Here is a 16,869-nt window from a genome sequence, read left to right on the forward strand (position 1 = left end):
GCGCAACGACACCGCACCGCGCATGCCGCCTATCATCCGGAGCCGGCACTTAGCCAACCGGCGACGTGAACCATACCGGGCGCAACATCGGCCCAGCGCACGTGCCGTTACGTGCCCCAAGGAGACACTGCCCCGTGACCTTGCCTGTTGTCCTGCTGCATAAGCGTGGTCTGCCGCGCACCATCGCCATTGCCCTGTTCTGTCTCGCTGCGCTGCCGGCGATGGCCGCCACGCACTTCGCAAGCGCGTTCGAGGACGGTGACCCCTCACCGATGCCGGTGACCGACACTGCCGTGCAGGTTGCCGTCGGCGCCGGCCCGGCAGCGCCGTACGCCGCCAAGCCAAATGCCGGCTACAGCGGAGCGCATGCGCTGCGTTACGCGAGCAACGGCGCAGGTGGGCGACGCGTGTTGTTCACCACCGATCTGCTGATCCAGACGCAGACCACGCTGTCGTGGATGGTCTTGCCGGAAAGTGTCGGCAACGACCATGTGGCATCCACGTATGTCTCGCTGGACCTGCTGCTGGACGACGGCACACATGTCTCTGCCAGCGCAGCGCGCGATCAACATGGCGTGGCATTGGGTGCGCAGGCGCAGGGCGATTCGAAGACGCTGTACCCGCAACAGTGGGCGCGCAAGCAGGTGCGGTTGGGAGATGTGCCCGGGCTGCGTGGGCGCCGTGTGCGTGCGATCGAACTGGACGTGGCGCCGCCTGCGGGCGCGCGTGCTGCCGGGTGGATCGACGATATCGCCATTGCCGAGGTGCCGCTGGCAACGCCGGGGCGGCCCTCGGATCGGGTGCTGACCACGCGCGGCACGCAATCCAATGGCACGTTTTCGCGCGGCAATAATTTTCCTGCGACGGCCGTGCCGCACGGTTTCAACTTCTGGACGCCGGTCACCGATGCGGGAACGCTGACCTGGCTATACCGCTGGAACGAGCACAACGGTGCAGACAATCGCCCGCGTCTGCAGGCGCTGTCGCTGAGCCATCAACCAAGCCCGTGGATGGGCGACCGGCAGACGTTTCAGGTGATGCCCTCGCTCACTGCCGGCGTGCCGGATGCCGATCGCAGCAGGCGTGCACTGGGGTTTTCACATGACGACGAACAGGCCCGCCCCTATCGCTACGCCGTGCAACTGGACAACGGCATCCATGCCGAGATCGCACCCACCGATCACGCGGCGCTGTTTCGTTTTCGCTTCCCGGCGCGGGGCGATGCCAATCTGCTGTTCGACAACGTGGACGCGCGCGGCAGGCTAAAGCTGGATGCGGCGACCCAGACGCTGTCCGGTTACACCGATGTGCGCAGCGGTTTGTCGACGGGCGCAACGCGCATGTACGTCTATGCCAGCTTCGACAGGCCCTGGCACAGCAGCGGCCTGCTCGACACTGGCCGCCCGACCGGATGGATCAAGTTCGATGCCGGCAGCACGCGACAGGTGCAGATGCGCATTGCCACTTCGCTGATGTCGGTGGATCAGGCAAAGCACAATGCGGAACTGGAAATTGCCGCAGACGCGAGCTTCGAGCAGGTCGCCGCGCGCGCGCAGGAGGCCTGGGACGCATTGCTGGGGCGCTTCGAAGTGCCCGATGCCACTGCCGACCAGGCAACCACGCTGTATTCCAACCTGTACCGGTTGTACCTGTATCCGAACTCGGCGCATGAAAACGTGGGCACTGCGACTGCCCCGGATTGGCGCTACGCCAGCCAGAACAGCTGGTCGGACGACACTATCGACGGCAGCGCGGTGCGCAGCTTCGCACCGATCCGCGATGGCCGGGTGTACGTCAACAACGGGCTGTGGGATACGTTTCGCACGGCCTGGCCTGCGTATGCGCTATTTGCGCCCGATGATGCCGGCGCCCTGGTGCAGGGGTTTGTCGAACAATCGCGGGCGGGCGGCTGGATTGCGCGCTGGTCGTCGCCCGGTTATGCAGACCTGATGGTGGGCACCAGCTCGGATGTGGCGTTTGCTGATGCATGGCGAAAAGGCGTGCAAGGCTTCGACCCGGCCGAGGCCTACGCCGCTGCACTGAAGAACGCCACGGTCGTTGCGCCGGACCGGCATGTCGGGCGCAAGGGCATGGCGCGCTCGACCTTCCGCGGCTATACCGATACCGACACGCATGAAGGCATGTCGTGGTCGATGGAGGGCGCCCTCAACGACTTCGGCATTGCCAACATGGCCGAGGCGTTGTCCATCCAGGCCAACACTGCCGCAGCGCGCGAGCGCTATGCGACCGAAGCGCTGTATTTTCGCCACCGCGCAGCCGGGTATGCGGCGCTGTTCGACCCGGCGGTCGGCTTCTTCCAGGGGCGCAAACCCGACGGCACGTGGCGCGTGGATGCGGCGCAGTACGATCCACGCGTGTGGGGCAACGATTACACCGAATCCAGCGGGTGGACGTTTGCATTCACCGCGCCACACGATGGCGAAGGCCTGGCTACGCTCTACGGTGGCCGCGCGGCACTGGCCGCCAAGCTGGACATGTTTTTCGCCACGCCCGAGACTGCCCAAGCGCAGTTTGCAGGCTCGTATGGCAACACCATTCACGAGATGACCGAAGCACGCGATGTGCGCATGGGCATGTACGCGCACAGCAACCAGACTGCGCACCACATTCCATGGATGTATTTGTATGCAGGGCAACCGTGGAAGACACAGCGCATTACGCGCGAAGTCCTGGCGCGCCTGTACCTGGGTAGCGAGATCGGCCAGGGTTACCCTGGCGACGAAGACAATGGCGAGATGTCGGCGTGGTATCTGTTCGCTGCGCTGGGGTTGTATCCGTTGCGGATGGGAGCGCCGGAGTATGTGATCGGCTCGCCGCTGTTCAAGCAGGCGCGCGTGCGCTTGCCGGGCGGCGGTACGCTGACGGTCAATGCGCCGCAGAATTCGCCGGAAAATGTGTATGTGCAATCGCTCAGGCTCAACGGCAAGCCATGGCGCAAGACCTGGTTGCCGCATGCGGCGATCGCCAAGGGTGCGACGCTGGACTTCGAGATGGGGCCCACGCCCTCGCGCTGGGGCAGCGCACCAGAGGATGTGCCGCCGTCGTTGACCGCGCCAGGCAAGCGCCCTGCCCCGTTGCGTGACCTGCTGGGTGCCAGCGCACGCGTGACGCAGGCCGATGGTCGCGCGCTGACGGCTTTGCATGACGACGATGCGGGCAGCGCGAGCGCGGTGTCGCCCGCCACGGTGCTGACGTTGAGCGGTCTTGATCGCGGTGAGGCCATGCTTTACACCGTGACCAGCGGCGACGCTGCGATTGCGTCGGCCGCGTGGACACTGGAAGCACGCACTGCAGGAGGCACGTGGCGCGTCGTCGATACGCGCCGCGAGGAGCGTTTTCAATGGCCGCTTCAAACGCGCCCGTTCCGGATCGCGACGCCCGGTTCGTATGCGGAGTATCGGCTGCATTGGACCGCGCCTGCGCGTGCACAGGTGGCGGAGATCGAGTTACTGGGTGCGGTGCCGGATGGGCGCTGAGGACTGAGGTTTTGGGCGTGATCGCTGGGATGATGACGACCCGCGACGCCTGCTGTTTGCGTCGCTCGTCAACGTTTTGGATGGTCGACGCTGAGTCGCTGCCAAGGGTAGGCCGTACCCTCACCCCAACCCCTCTCCCGCGGGGAGAGGGGCTTGTGGGTTATTGCTGCAGACTGGGGACTAAGAGCAGCTAACAAAACTACTGCGCTACGTTTTGTTAGCCGCTCCAAGTGCCTGGGCGCCTTGCAACACCCTATCGAGGAAGACACTTCTCGGCCGTTGTCTTGCCGGCCGAGCGCTTGCTGCTTCAAATCAAGCAGCACTCGGCCAAGTCTTGGACACCTGGCAAGTCTGAACATCTCGAGTCAGTCGGTGCCCTTGTCGGCTGCCGCCTTTTCCGCATCGCGCTGCCTGCGGATCTGCGCATCCACCGCTGCGATGGCGGTCATGTTCATCACCCGGCGCGAGGTGGCGCTGGTGGTGAGGATATGCACCGGCTTGGAGATGCCCATCAGGATCGGGCCGATCGCCACGCCATCGGTGAACACGCGCACCAGGTTGTAGGCGATGTTGGCCGCTTCCAGGTTCGGCAACACGAACAGGTTGGCGCGGCCCTTCAAGGTGCTGTTGGGCATGATCTGCTTGCGTAGCGCCTCGTCCCAGGCGGTGTCGCCCTGCATTTCGCCGTCGATGTTGAGCTCGGGCTTGCGCTTGAGCAGTGCCTCGCGCACCTGGCGCATCTTCAGCGCATCGCGCGAGTCGTGGCTGCCGAAGTTGGAGTGCGACAGCAGCGCGATATTCGGCTCGATGCCGAACAGCTTGAGGCGGTACGCGGCCTGCAATGTGGCTTCCACCACCTGCTCCACCGTGGGGTCTTCCTGCACGTGGGTGTCCAGGAAGAAGAACACGCCGAGCTGGTTGATCACGCCGGTCATCGCCGAGGTGGAGCTCACCCGCGGTTCCAGCGGGATCACGCTGCGCGCGTAGCCCAGCTTCTTGTGGAAGCGGCCAACCACGCCGGACAGCATCGCGTCGGCTTCGCCGCGCGCCACCATCACTGCCGCGATCAGGGTCGGGCGCGAGCGCATCAACTCCTTGGCCGCGGTGACGGTCACGCCACGACGCTCGGTCAGCGCGTGGTAGTACTGCCAGTAATCGTTGAAGCGGGGGTCGTCGAGGATGTTGGTGATCTCGAAATCCACGCCGGCGGTCAGGCGCAGGCCCATGCGTTCGATGCGTGCTTCGATCACGTCCGGGCGGCCGATCAGGATCGGGAAGGCCAGGCCCTCGTCGACCACGTTCTGCACCGCGCGCAGCACCACTTCTTCTTCGCCTTCGGCATACACCACGCGCTGCTTGTCGGCGCGCGCGCGGTCGTAGACCGGCTTCATCATCAGGCTGGTGCGGTAGACGAACTGGCCGAGCTTGTCGCGGTAGGCCTCCATGTCGGTGATCGGGCGCGTGGCCACGCCCGAATCCATGGCCGCCTGCGCAACCGCAGACGACAGTTCCACCAGCAGGCGCGGGTCCAGCGGACGCGGAATCAGGTAGTCGGGGCCGAAGCTCGGGGTCTCGCCGCCATAGGCCGCACCCAGGTCGGAGGCCTCGCGCCGCGCCATCGCCGCGATCGCCTTGACGCAGGCGATCTTCATTTCCTCGTTGATGCCGGTGGCGCCCACGTCCAGCGCGCCGCGGAACAGGTACGGGAAGCACAGCACGTTGTTGATCTGGTTCGGATAGTCCGACCGACCGGTGCCGATGATGCAATCCGGACGCACCGCCTTGGCCACTTCCGGGGTGATTTCCGGATTGGGGTTGGCCAGCGCGAAGATCACCGGCTGGCGCGCCATGCTGGCGACCATCTCCGGCTTGAGGATGCCGGCGGCCGACAGGCCCAGGAAGATATCGGCGCCTTCGACGATTTCGGCCAGGGTGCGCTTGTCGGTATCGCGGGCGTAGCGCTGCTTGTCCGGGTCCAGATCGGTGCGGCCGGTGTGGATCACGCCATCGCGGTCCAGCGCCAGGATGTTCTCCGGCTTCAGGCCCAGCGACACCAGCATGTTCACGCAGGAAATGCCGGCCGCGCCCATGCCGGTGGTGGCCAGCTTGACCTCTTCGATCTTCTTGCCGGTGACCACCAGCGCGTTGAGCACGGCGGCGCCAACGATGATCGCAGTGCCATGCTGGTCGTCATGGAACACCGGGATGTTCATGCGCTCGCGCAGCTTGCGCTCGACGATGAAGCATTCCGGCGCCTTGATGTCTTCCAGGTTGATGCCGCCGAAGGTCGGCTCCAGGCTGGCGATGATGTCCACCAGCTTGTCCGGGTCGTTCTCGTTGATTTCGATATCGAACACGTCGATGCCGGCGAACTTCTGAAACAGCACGCCCTTGCCTTCCATCACCGGCTTGGAGGCCAGCGGGCCGATGTTGCCCAGGCCCAGCACCGCCGTGCCGTTGGTGATGACCGCCACCAAATTGCCGCGCGCAGTAAGCTCGCTGGCCTGGGTGGCATCTTCGACGATGGCCTCGCAGGCGAACGCCACGCCCGGCGAATACGCTAGCGACAGATCGCGCTGGGTCAGCATCGGCTTGGTCGCGGTGACCTTGATCTTGCCGGCCGGCTGCTGGCGGTGGTAGTCGAGGGCGGCCTGTTTGAAGTCGTCGGTGGACATCGGTGGTGTGGTTCTCGAAGGCGCAGGAGGCTGAATTCTACCCTCCTGCCTGAACAAGGGCCTGTCGCGCAGCTGTCAGCGCGGCAGGGAAATCACGGATGCGGCGTGGTGGGCGGCGCAGCCGGCGTGGAAGCCAAACAAGAACGGCCCTGCATCCCGTCGCTAACACCGACGGAAGACAGGGCCGTAGGAAGCATCAACGCAGGCTGGCAGGTGCCACGCCGGGTTGGCCGACCGGGGCCAGCAGCGGCGGTTCGCCGCCGTCCAGCACCAGCTTGAGCCGGTCGCGGTCCAGGGCGTTTTCCCAGCGCGAGACCACCACGGTGGCCACCGCGTTGCCGATGAAGTTGGTCAGCGAGCGGCATTCGCTCATGAAACGGTCCACGCCCAGAATCAGCGCCATGCCGGCCACCGGCACTTCAGGCACCACGGCCAGCGTGGCGGCCAGGGTGATGAAGCCGGCACCGGTGACGCCGGCCGCTCCCTTGGAGCTGAGCATCGCCACGGCCAGCAGTGCGATCTGATGGCCCAGGGTCAGTTCGGTATTGGTGGCCTGGGCGATGAACAGCGCCGCCAGCGTCATGTAGATGTTGGTGCCGTCCAGATTGAACGAGTACCCGGTTGGCACCACCAGGCCCACCACCGACTTCTCGCAACCGGCCTTTTCCATCTTCTCCATCAGCGACGGCAACGCCGACTCCGACGAGGACGTGCCCAGCACCAGCAGCAGCTCGGCCTTCAGGTAGCGGATCAGCTTGAGGACCGAAAACCCGCACAGCCGGCTCACCAGCCCCAGGATCACCAGCACGAACAGCAGGGATGTCAGATAAAACGAACCCACCAGCCAGGCCAGGTTGACCAGCGACTCCACGCCGTACTTGCCGATGGTGAAGGCGATGGCGCCGAAGGCACCGATCGGGGCGGCACGCATCAGGATGTGTACCAGCTTGAACACCGGGGCGATCAGCGCTTCCAGCAGGTTCAGCACCGGCTTGCCGCGCTCGCCCACCAGCGCCAGCGACACGCCGAACAGCACCGCCACGAACAGCACCTGCAGGATGTTCGGCCCGGTCAGCTTGCCGTTGACGACCTGATCGCCGGTGAACGCGCCGATCAGCGAGTTGGGGATGATGTCCATCAGGAAGCCGACCAGGGTCAGGTCATGCGACTTCTCGACGTAGCTCTTGACCGCACTCTGGTCCAGATCGGCCGGATTGATGTTCATGCCGGCGCCGGGCTGCACCACATGAGCGACCACCAAACCGACCACCAGGGCCAAGGTGGAAAAGAACAGGAAGTAGGCCATCGCCTTGCCGAACACCCGGCCCACCGTCTTGAGATGGGTCATGCCGGCGATGCCGGTGACGATGGTCAGGAAGATCACCGGGGCGATGATCATCTTCACCAGCTTGATGAACGCGTCGCCCAGCGGCTTGAGGCTTTCGGCGAAGGCGGGCTCGAAATGGCCCAGCAGGGCACCGAGAACGATCGCCACCACCACCTGAAAATACAGTTGGCGATAGAAGGGGACGGATGCCGGCAGGGGGCCGGCAGGCTTGCTGATGTGCATGACACCACTCCGAGAGACGAGAGAGGGTGCCGAGCAGGCACCCGTTGCACGCATTCTGGCCGCACGTCACAGCCCCGGCCGATAGCCCATTGGTACTACCCCATGTCCAGCGGCTGAACGTGGGCTTACACTTCAGCCGCGCCGCCGCCGGCCGTTAATTCCGTTTAACGCAGACACCGTTTCTGTGCTGCCGTCGTCCGGACCCTGCGCGCTTGCTGAAGACATTCATTGCGACCGCCATGGCAGGACGCCCGGCCCCTTTTCATTGCCGAAGACCATACCTATGCGCCTCAATCTGCTTGTCCTGGCGTTGGCTGCTGCCATCGTCCCCGCCGCTGCCAATGCAGCCACCTCGATCGAAAACTGGCCGACCAAGTACACCTTCGGTGACGGCACCGAGCTTGGCCTGACCGGCAACTACGCCTACGACGACAACAACTTCTCCGGCGACGACCGCCTGGAAGACCGCAACGACTTCCGCCGCAAGGAATTCGGCGCCACCATCAAGAAGAAGGGCGTCTACGACGCCATGGTGTACTACGACTTCGAGTCCAAGCTGTGGCTGGACGTGTTCTACCGGTTCGAGACCAAGGCCCTGTTCGGCCAGGATTACGGCCGCGTGCGCCTGGGCTACATGAAGGTGCCGGTGGGCCTGGAAGCGGTGCAGAGCTCGCGTGCGGGCAGCTTCATGGAACTGGGCCTGCCGATCCAGGCGGTGTTCCAGGGGCGCCGTACCGGCGCGGAATGGACGCTGGAACGTCAGCAGTACCTGCTGCAGGCCGGCGCGTACGGCGGCAAGGATCTGCAGGGCGACAACCCGGGCACCACCCAGGCCGTGCACGCGGCATGGACCCCGATGAAGGCCGAAGGCGACGTGCTGCACCTGGGCATCGCCGGCTCGATCGAAAACCCGCGCGGTTACAGCGACGGCCGCGGCGTGTCGTTCAGCCCGCGTGTGCGCCTGCGTGCGCGCCCGGAAGCCGGCCTGACCGATGTGCGCCTGATCGATACCGGCACCATCCTCGATGTGGACCATGTGATCCGCACCGGCCTGGAAGCGGTCTGGATCCATGGCCCGTTCTCGCTGCAGAGCGAAGCCCTGCGTGCCGAAGTGGCGCGCAACGCGAACCAGCCGCACTTCATCGCCCAGGGCCAGTACGTCTACGGCACCTGGACGCTGACCGGCGAATCGCGCAGCTATGCCGGCGGCGTGCCGGGCAACATCAAGCCGTCGCACGACTACGGCGCGGTCGAGCTGACCGCCCGCTACAGCCGCCTGAACCTGGAAGACAACAATGTGCATGGCGGCCGTCAGCACGACACCACCATCGGCGCCAACTGGTACCTCACCAGCCACTTCAAGTTCCAGGCCAACTACAGCTGGGTGGATTCCTCGCGCAATGGCGTGCATGAAACCCCGCACGTGATGGAACTGCGTGCGCAGGTGCAGTTCTAAGCTGCACTGAGCAAAAGCAGCGCGCCGGCGATTCGCGCCGACGCACTGCCGCGTCATGGCCGCGCGCCGGTTCGCTGACGCGCCGCCGGCATCGCACCGCCACAGGCATTCGACACGGCCGCATCCATCCCGGGTGCGGCCGTTGTCGTATTCGGCGCTTGCTCAGCGTGCGATGAGCGGCTGACACAGATCGCGAGCAGCGGCCAGGCAACTGCGGGCCGAGCGCCCGGAACCGTCGTCGACGCGTGGCACATGCGGCACCGAGCGCCGGCTGCGTCTGTCTGGAGTTGAGCGCAACCGTTTCTTGTTGGCCGTTACGCGCTGATGGCTACGCGATCCGGCAGCAGACCGCATACTTGCGCCCATGTACGCATCGCAACGCCGTCGCCTGCTGCTCACCTTGTCCATCGTGCTGGGCGGGATGGTGGTGGCCATGGTGGCGGCCGGGCACTTCGTCGAACAGAGCGCGCTGCACGATGAAAGCGCCACCGTGCGACGCCAGCTGCGGCTCTACGCGCAGGCGCTGCAGCAGCGCGTGGACCGCTATCGCACGTTGCCGCAGATTCTGGCGCTGGACCCGGAGTTGCGCGCGGCCGTGTCCGGCCCGCTGTCGCCGGCACAGGTGGATGCGCTCAACCGCAAGCTCGAACGCGCCAACAATGTCACGCAGTCGTCCACGCTGACCTTGATCAACCATGACGGCGTGGCACTGGCCGCCAGCAACTGGCGGGCGCCACGGAGCAACGTGGGCGTGGATTACGCCTTCCGTCCGTATTACCAGCAGGCGCTGGCCACCGGCAGCGGCAGCTTCTACGGCATCGGCATGACCACCAGCGAGCCAGGCTACTTCCTGTCGCAGGCCATTGTCGATGGCGCCGGCCGGGTGCAGGGCGTGGTGGTGATCAAGATCGCGCTGGCTGCGCTGGAGCGCGAGTGGCTGCAGACCCCGGATATCGTGCTGGCGTCGGACGCGCACGATGTGGTGTTTCTGGCCAGCCAGCCGGAGTGGCGCTACCGCGTGCTGGCCCCGCTCAGCGGCCGCGATCGCCGCGAACTGCAGAGCACCCGCCAGTACGCCGACCAGGAATTGCTGCCGCTGCGGCGCCGGCTGATCGAGCAGACCGGGTACGGCGGCGTGCTGGCCGACGTGCGCGACCCGCCGCTCGGTGCGCAGGTGCTGTGGCAGACCCTGGAAGTGCCCGAAAGCGGCTGGCGCCTGCATCTGCTGCACGACACCCGCGCCAGCGCCGCTGCCGGCCGCGCCGCGGCGATTGCCGCCGCCGGCGCGTGGCTGGCCTTGGCACTGCTGTGGTTGTTCGTGCAGCAACGGCGGCGGCTGTCGGCGCTACGCCAGCGCAGCCGGCACGAACTGGAAACCTTGCTGCAGCAACACGCCGAAGAACTGCGCACGGCCCAGGACGGCGTGGTGACCGCCGCGCAGCAGGCCAATGCCGGCCTGAGCCGCAGCCTGGAACATCTGCCGCAAGGCGTGGTGGTGATCGACGAGGCGCTCAACCTGGTGGCGTGGAATTCGCGCTATGTGGAGCTATTCCGGTTCCCGCCGGAACTGCTCAAGATCGGCCGACCGATCGAAGACCTGTTCCGCTTCAATGCACGCCGCGGCCTGCTGGGGCCGGGGCCGATCGAGGCGGCGATCGAGCGGCGCCTGAATCATTTACGCAGCGGCAAGCCGCATATGCGCGAGAGCGAAAAAGAAGACGGCACCGTGCTGGAAATCCGCGGCAATCCGCTGCCCGATGGCGGCTTTGTCACCAGTTACGCCGACATCACCAGCTACAAGAACGCCGCACGCGAACTGCGTTCGCTGGCCGACGCGCTGGAACACCGCGTGGCCGAGCGCACCCGCGACCTGGCGGCGGCCAAGCGCGAAGCCGAAAGCGCCAACCGCTACAAGACCCGCTTCGTCGCCTCGGCGGTGCACGACCTGCTGCAGCCCCTCAACGCCGCGCGCATGTTCGTCTCGGTGCTGCGCGGGCAAGTGCGCGAGGCTGGCAGCGCACGCGTGGTCGACAACATCGACGGTGCACTGGCTGCGCAGGACGCCATCCTCAACAGCCTGCTCGACATCTCGCGCCTGGAAGCGGGCAGCCTGAAGACCCAGGTGCGCGACTTTGCGCTTGCGCCCTTGCTGGACACCCTGGCGCGCGACTTCGGCATCCTGGCCGAAGACCGCGGGTTGGTACTGGAATCGGTGCCGACCTCGGCGGTGGTATTGAGCGATGAAAACCTGCTGCGCCGCATCCTGCAGAACTTTCTGTCCAACGCCATCCGCTACACGCCGCGCGGGCGCGTGCTGATCGGCTGCCGTCGCCGTGGCGGCTGGCTGCGTATCGAAGTGCACGACCAGGGCCCCGGCATCCCCGACGCCTTGCAACACGAAATCTTCGAAGAATTCCGCCGCCTGGACGACGGCGTGGCCAACGATCGCGGCGCAGGCCTGGGCCTGGCCATCGTCGAGCGCATCGGCCGTCTGCTCGGCCATCGCATCGGGCTGCGTTCCACCCTGGGCGCCGGCAGCGTGTTTTCGGTGACTGTCCCGCTGGGCGATCGCACCGCCATCGCACGGCAACTGCCAGCGCCGGCCAGCACTACCGAACACGGCAACGACCCCATCCTGCACGGCTGCCGGGTATGGTGCGTGGACGATGAGCCATTGGTGTGCGAAGCCACCCGCACGCTGCTGGAACGCTGGGAATGCCGGGTGGATTTCGCCGGCGGCCCGGATGAGGCATTGAGCGCGGCCAATGCCGAGGAGGTGCCGGAACTGCTGCTGCTGGATGTGCGCATGGGCGCACACCACGGCCCCATGCTGCTGTCGCAGTTGGTGGAACGCTGGCAACGCGAGCCACGGGTGATCCTGGTCACCGCAGAACCCGACCCTGTCCTGCGCGAGCATGCGCTGGATCTGGGTTGGGGATTTTTGTCCAAACCGGTCCGTCCGCCTGCCTTGCGTGCGCTGGTGACGCAGATGTTGATGCGGCGCGGGTAGCGCGCTGCCAGCGCTGCCTGCTTGCTCTCACGCGCCCAAGACCGGCAGCGCACGCACCAATCTAATCGGCACATCGGCAGGCCGCCAGCGCACCTGCGGCGACGGCATGGACGGATCGACCTTCAGGTCAGGCGGCAACGCCAGCGGCCGCTGGCGAATGCGGCATGCGCATCGTGGCGAGGGTACTGCGCGTCGCGCACTGCAGCCGCGCGGGCCGATGTTCAACGCGCATCAATCGATGAGAAAGCAGCAATTATCAACATCGACCATCTGGACCAGAATCGAGTGCCTCAGGTGTCAGACGTCCATGCATACCTATCGTGGAGGGCGATTTATGCACAGTTCCAGCGGTGAGGCAACGCAACAGTCCAAACTCGGGATGGTGCTGAGGGTGACCTCGGGCAACTTCCTCGAGCAGTTCGACTTCTTCCTGTTCGGTTTTTACGCAACGCAGATCGCCGCGGCCTTCTTCCCGGCGAGCAACGAATTCGCGTCCCTGATGATGACCTTCGCCGTGTTTGGCGCGGGCTTTCTGATGCGGCCGCTGGGTGCGGTGATCCTGGGTGCCTACATCGACGATGTCGGGCGCCGCAAAGGCCTGATCGTCACCTTGGCGATCATGGCCAGCGGTACCGTGCTGATCGTGCTGGTGCCAGGCTACGCCAGCATCGGCTTGTGGGCCCCGGCCCTGGTGCTGCTCGGGCGCTTGCTGCAGGGCTTTTCGGCCGGCGCGGAAATGGGCGGCGTATCGGTGTATCTGGCCGAGATGGCGACACCGGGCCGGCGCGGCTTCTATGCCAGTTGGCAATCGGCCAGCCAGCAGCTTGCCATCGTCGCGGCAGCCGCGATCGGGTTTGCGCTCAACCAGCTGATGGCGCCGCAGGATCTGGCGCAATGGGGCTGGCGGATTCCGTTCGGCATCGGTTGCGTCATCATCCCTTTCATCTTCTTGCTGCGGCGAAGCCTGGAGGAGACTGCCGAATTTGCGCAGCGCCGGCAGCCGGTCACGATGAAGCAGGTGATGCGCGGGCTGGCGAACAATGCCGGCATCGTGATTGCCGGCGGCTTGATGGTCGCGCTGACGACGACCGCGTTCTATCTGATCACCGTGTACGCACCGACGTTCGGCAAGACCGTGCTCAAACTCAGCACCGGCGATGCATTGATCGTGACGCTGCTGGTGGGCGTGTCCAATTTCATCTGGCTGCCGATCGGCGGCGCGCTCAGCGACCGCTTCGGCCGCAAGCCGCTGCTGGTGACCATGGCGGTGGTGTGCATCGCGACGGCCTATCCGGTGCTCGCGTTGCTTGCGGCCGCGCCGAGCTTTACGCATATGTTGCAGGCGCTGCTGTGGCTGTCCTTCATCTACGGCCTCTACAACGGCGCCATGATCCCGGCGCTCACCGAACGGATGCCAGCGCATGTGCGGGTAGCAGGATTTTCGCTCGCCTACAGCCTGGCAACCGCGGTGTTTGGCGGTTTTACGCCGGTGATCTCCACCTGGCTGATCCATGTCACCGGCGACAAGGCGGCGCCCGGCTATTGGCTGGTCTTCGCGTCGGCGTGCGCGCTGGGGGCCACGCTGTTTCTGTATCGCCGCCAAGGCAATCCAGCGACGGCGACCGGCCTGGATGCTGCGGCAGGAGCGACGAAATGATGCGGAGCAGGTGGAAAAAATGGTTGGCTGCGATCGTTGCAACGGTTCTGCTGTCCACAGCGGCGGGCGCACAGGAGTTGACCGTGATGACCTCCGGCGGTTTCACGGCCGCCTTCGATCGCCTGGCGCCGCAATACAGCAAGCAGACCGGGGTGAAGGTCACCACCCTGCTCGGTCCTTCGATGGGCGAAACGCCACAAGCCATTCCCAACCGGCTTGCACGCGGTGAGCATGCCGATGTGGTGATCATGGTCGGCAGCGCGCTGCAGACGCTGATCGACACAGGCGTGGTCGACCCGGCATCGCGGGTGGAACTGGCCGATTCCAGGATCGGCATGGTGGTGCGCAGCGGTGCACCCAAACCCAAGATCGACAGCGTCGAGCACTTCAAACAGACACTGCTGCACGCCGATTCGGTGGCCTATTCCGACAGCGCCAGCGGCGTCTACATCGAAACCACGCTATTCAAAAAGTTGCAGATCGAAGGCCCGATGATGGCCAAGAGCAAGAAGATTCCGCGCATCCCGGTGGGCACGGTGGTGGCCGATGGCAGCTATCAGCTCGGCTTTCAGCAGGTGGCCGAGCTGCTTCCGGTGACAGGCGTGGAGTTTGTCGGCAAGATCCCCGAACCGCTGCAGTCGATCACGCGCTATGCGGCGGGCGTTCCGGTCAACGCGGAGCATCCCGAGGCGGCCAAGCGCCTGCTTGCGTACCTGCAGTCGGGTAATGCGCAGGCGGTGGCGCGCGCGACCGGCCTGGACCCGGTGTCACCCTGAACGTGCGGGCATCCGTCGCACCAGTTCCGCCAGTTCCAGCGCGGTCGGTGTCAGCGTGCGTCCGCGACGTTTCAGCAGCCCCACGTTGCGCGACACCTCCGGTTCGACCAGCGGCACCGCCGCCAGCACCGGATGCGGGCCGGACGGCATGGCAATCGACGGCACGGCGGCAATACCGACGCCGGCCTCCACCAACCCCAGCAACGTGGTGACATGCCGGGTCTCGCAGATGCTCGGCTTGTCCGGCGTGAATGCAGCCAGCGCCCGATCCAGCACCAGCCGGTTGCCCGATGTCTTGTCCAGCGTGATGTAGTCGTAACCGTAGGCCTCCTGCCAGCTGACCTGTGCGCGCCCGGACAGCGGATGGTCCTGGCGGCAGGCAATCACATAGCGCTCCTGCAACAACGGTTCGAACTCCACCTCCGGCGCCAGGTTGCCGCTGAAGCTGACCCCGAAATCCGCTTCGCCGGAGGCCACTGCCGCACTGACATGACTGGCGCTGCCGTCGAACAGCCGGATGCGGATCTTGGGAAACAACTGATGCAGCCCGTGGATCGCCTGCGGCATGAAGTAGTACGCCGCAGACGGCACGCAGGCCACGGTCACCGTGCCCATCCTGCTGGACCCTGCATCGCCGATGCTCATCAGCGCCATGTCCAGATCGTCGAGCATGCGCTCGACCTGCGGCATGAACGCCTGGCCGACGGTGGTGAGCGTGACCTTGCGCGTGGTGCGCTCGAACAGTTTGACGTTCAACGCCGACTCGAGCTTGTCGATCCTGCGGCTGAGTGCCGGTTGCGTGATGCGGATGCGTTCGGCAGCGCGGCGAAAGCTGCCGTTTTCGGCAACCGCACGGAATGCCTGCAGATCGTTGAGGTCGAATTTGATGGTCACGGTGCCGCGGCTTCAGTGTTCGATGGCGGTCGCCATAGCATAGACGCTTGCCTGCGGTGTTGCGTCTGACGCCAAGAGAGCCACTGCATTCGGGCGCAGTGCATGCATCGGCATGGGAACAGCCATGACTGGCCTCGGCCATTCGGACGATCAGGCAAGGATGCCGGATAACCAGGCTCACGCTCGCCCCCCGCGCCGCTGCACAGTGGCTGGCAACACGCACCACGTCGCTACCGGGAGACATCACGCATGCATCAGCCACGCTCACTGGACCACTACCGCTTGCTCGGCCGCTCCGGCCTGCGCGTCTCGCCCCTGTCGCTGGGCACCATGACCTTCGGCGAAGCCTGGGGTTGGGGCGCAGATGCAGGCGAAGCCAAACGCATCTTCGACGCCTATGCCGACCGCGGCGGCAACTTCATCGACACCGCGGTGAACTACACCAACGGCGGCTCCGAACGCATCCTCGGCGAGTTGATCAAGGACCGACGCGAACGCTTCGTGCTGGCCACCAAATTCACCATGGCGCGCGATGCGGACAACATCAATTCCGGCGGCAATCATCGCCTGAACCTGATTCGCTCGGTTGAAACCAGCCTGCGCCAACTTGCCACCGACCGGATCGACCTGCTGTACCTGCACGCCTGGGACTTCACCACCGCACCGGACGAGGTGATGCGCGGGCTGGAGCATCTGGTGCAATCGGGCAAGGTGCTTTATCTGGGCATCTGCAATACGCCGGCCTGGCGCGTGGCGCAATTGCAGACCCTGGCCGACCTGCGCGGCTGGTCGCCGTTGGTGGCGCTGCAGATCGAGTACAGCCTGGTCGAACGCAGCGTCGAACACGAGCTGCTGCCGATGGCGCGCGAACTCGGCCTGGGCGTGTTGCCGTGGTCGCCTCTGGGCGGTGGCATCCTCACCGGCAAATACAGCCGCGCCGATCTGACCGACGACAATGCGGCAGAGGTGTCGAGCAGCCGCAAGGGCGTGATCGCCTCGACCGGGCATCTCAATGCACGCGCGCTGGAGATCGCCGATGTGGTCGGTGCGGTCGCCGATGAACTGGGCGCATCGCGCTCGCAGGTGGCGCTGGCCTGGACCTTGCGCAACCCGGCCGTCGTGTCGCCGGTGATGGGCGCACGCACCTTGCAGCAGGCCGAAGACAACTTCGGCGCGCTGGAGATCGTGCTCAGCGACGCGCATGTCGCGCGCCTGGACGCGGTCAGCGCAGTGCCGCCGATCTTCCCCGAACGCTTCATCGGCAGGCCGATGGCGCAGCAGTTGATCTACGGCACCCATCACGTGCAGCTGCGCACCTAACCACCACGGAGCAG

9 protein-coding genes are annotated in these 16,869 nt (G+C 65.5%); 6 read left to right on the plus strand and 3 right to left on the minus strand.

What is annotated here, in order from left to right; translation table 11 throughout:
- Positions 1-134 precede the first annotated feature (134 nt).
- A complete protein-coding gene (locus tag J7396_RS10065; protein ID WP_209261387.1) occupies positions 135-3,497 on the plus strand; it encodes a GH92 family glycosyl hydrolase in 3,363 nt (1,120 codons plus the stop codon).
- 365 nt (positions 3,498-3,862) lie between these two features.
- Here the strand turns inward: J7396_RS10065 and J7396_RS10070 are convergent, their stop codons facing one another.
- Together J7396_RS10070 and J7396_RS10075 are read right to left on the minus strand one after the other, a co-directional pair.
- A complete protein-coding gene (locus J7396_RS10070; protein ID WP_008573671.1) occupies positions 3,863-6,172 on the minus strand; it encodes an NADP-dependent malic enzyme in 2,310 nt (769 codons plus the stop codon).
- 196 nt (positions 6,173-6,368) lie between these two features.
- Positions 6,369-7,742: a dicarboxylate/amino acid:cation symporter gene (locus J7396_RS10075; RefSeq protein ID WP_003483384.1), complete on the minus strand. Its 1,374-nt coding sequence runs from the start codon at positions 7,740-7,742 to the stop codon at positions 6,369-6,371.
- A gap of 283 nt (positions 7,743-8,025) precedes the next feature.
- On the opposite strand from J7396_RS10075, the gene J7396_RS10080 reads away from it, so the two are divergent.
- From J7396_RS10080 to J7396_RS10095, 4 genes are all read left to right on the plus strand, one after another.
- Positions 8,026-9,198, plus strand: coding sequence for an OprO/OprP family phosphate-selective porin (locus J7396_RS10080; RefSeq protein ID WP_008573669.1), 1,173 nt, complete (start codon positions 8,026-8,028; stop codon positions 9,196-9,198).
- A 364-nt stretch (positions 9,199-9,562) separates the two neighbouring features.
- Positions 9,563-12,208 carry a PAS-domain containing protein gene (locus J7396_RS10085; RefSeq protein WP_209261388.1) on the plus strand — a complete coding sequence of 882 codons (2,646 nt, stop codon included), beginning with the start codon at positions 9,563-9,565 and terminating at the stop codon, positions 12,206-12,208.
- A gap of 307 nt (positions 12,209-12,515) precedes the next feature.
- Positions 12,516-13,865 carry an MFS transporter gene (locus tag J7396_RS10090; RefSeq protein WP_014091012.1) on the plus strand — a complete coding sequence of 450 codons (1,350 nt, stop codon included), beginning with the start codon at positions 12,516-12,518 and terminating at the stop codon, positions 13,863-13,865.
- The gene (locus J7396_RS10095) at positions 13,862-14,641 is read left to right on the plus strand and encodes a substrate-binding domain-containing protein (protein ID WP_209261389.1); all 780 of its coding nucleotides are present in this window, start codon (positions 13,862-13,864) and stop codon (positions 14,639-14,641) included. The genes J7396_RS10090 and J7396_RS10095 overlap by 4 nt, the downstream gene beginning before the upstream one ends.
- Here the strand turns inward: J7396_RS10095 and J7396_RS10100 are convergent.
- A complete protein-coding gene (locus J7396_RS10100; protein WP_005912048.1) occupies positions 14,633-15,535 on the minus strand; it encodes a LysR family transcriptional regulator in 903 nt (300 codons plus the stop codon). The two genes, J7396_RS10095 and J7396_RS10100, sit on opposite strands and share 9 nt — an antisense overlap.
- A 249-nt stretch (positions 15,536-15,784) precedes the next feature.
- On the opposite strand from J7396_RS10100, the gene J7396_RS10105 reads away from it, so the two are divergent.
- Positions 15,785-16,855 carry an aldo/keto reductase gene (locus tag J7396_RS10105; protein ID WP_011348537.1) on the plus strand — a complete coding sequence of 357 codons (1,071 nt, stop codon included), beginning with the start codon at positions 15,785-15,787 and terminating at the stop codon, positions 16,853-16,855.
- Positions 16,856-16,869 lie beyond the last annotated feature (14 nt).

The sequence above is a fragment of the Xanthomonas sp. A1809 genome, assembly GCF_017746015.1.
GTDB lineage: Bacteria > Pseudomonadota > Gammaproteobacteria > Xanthomonadales > Xanthomonadaceae > Xanthomonas > Xanthomonas euvesicatoria.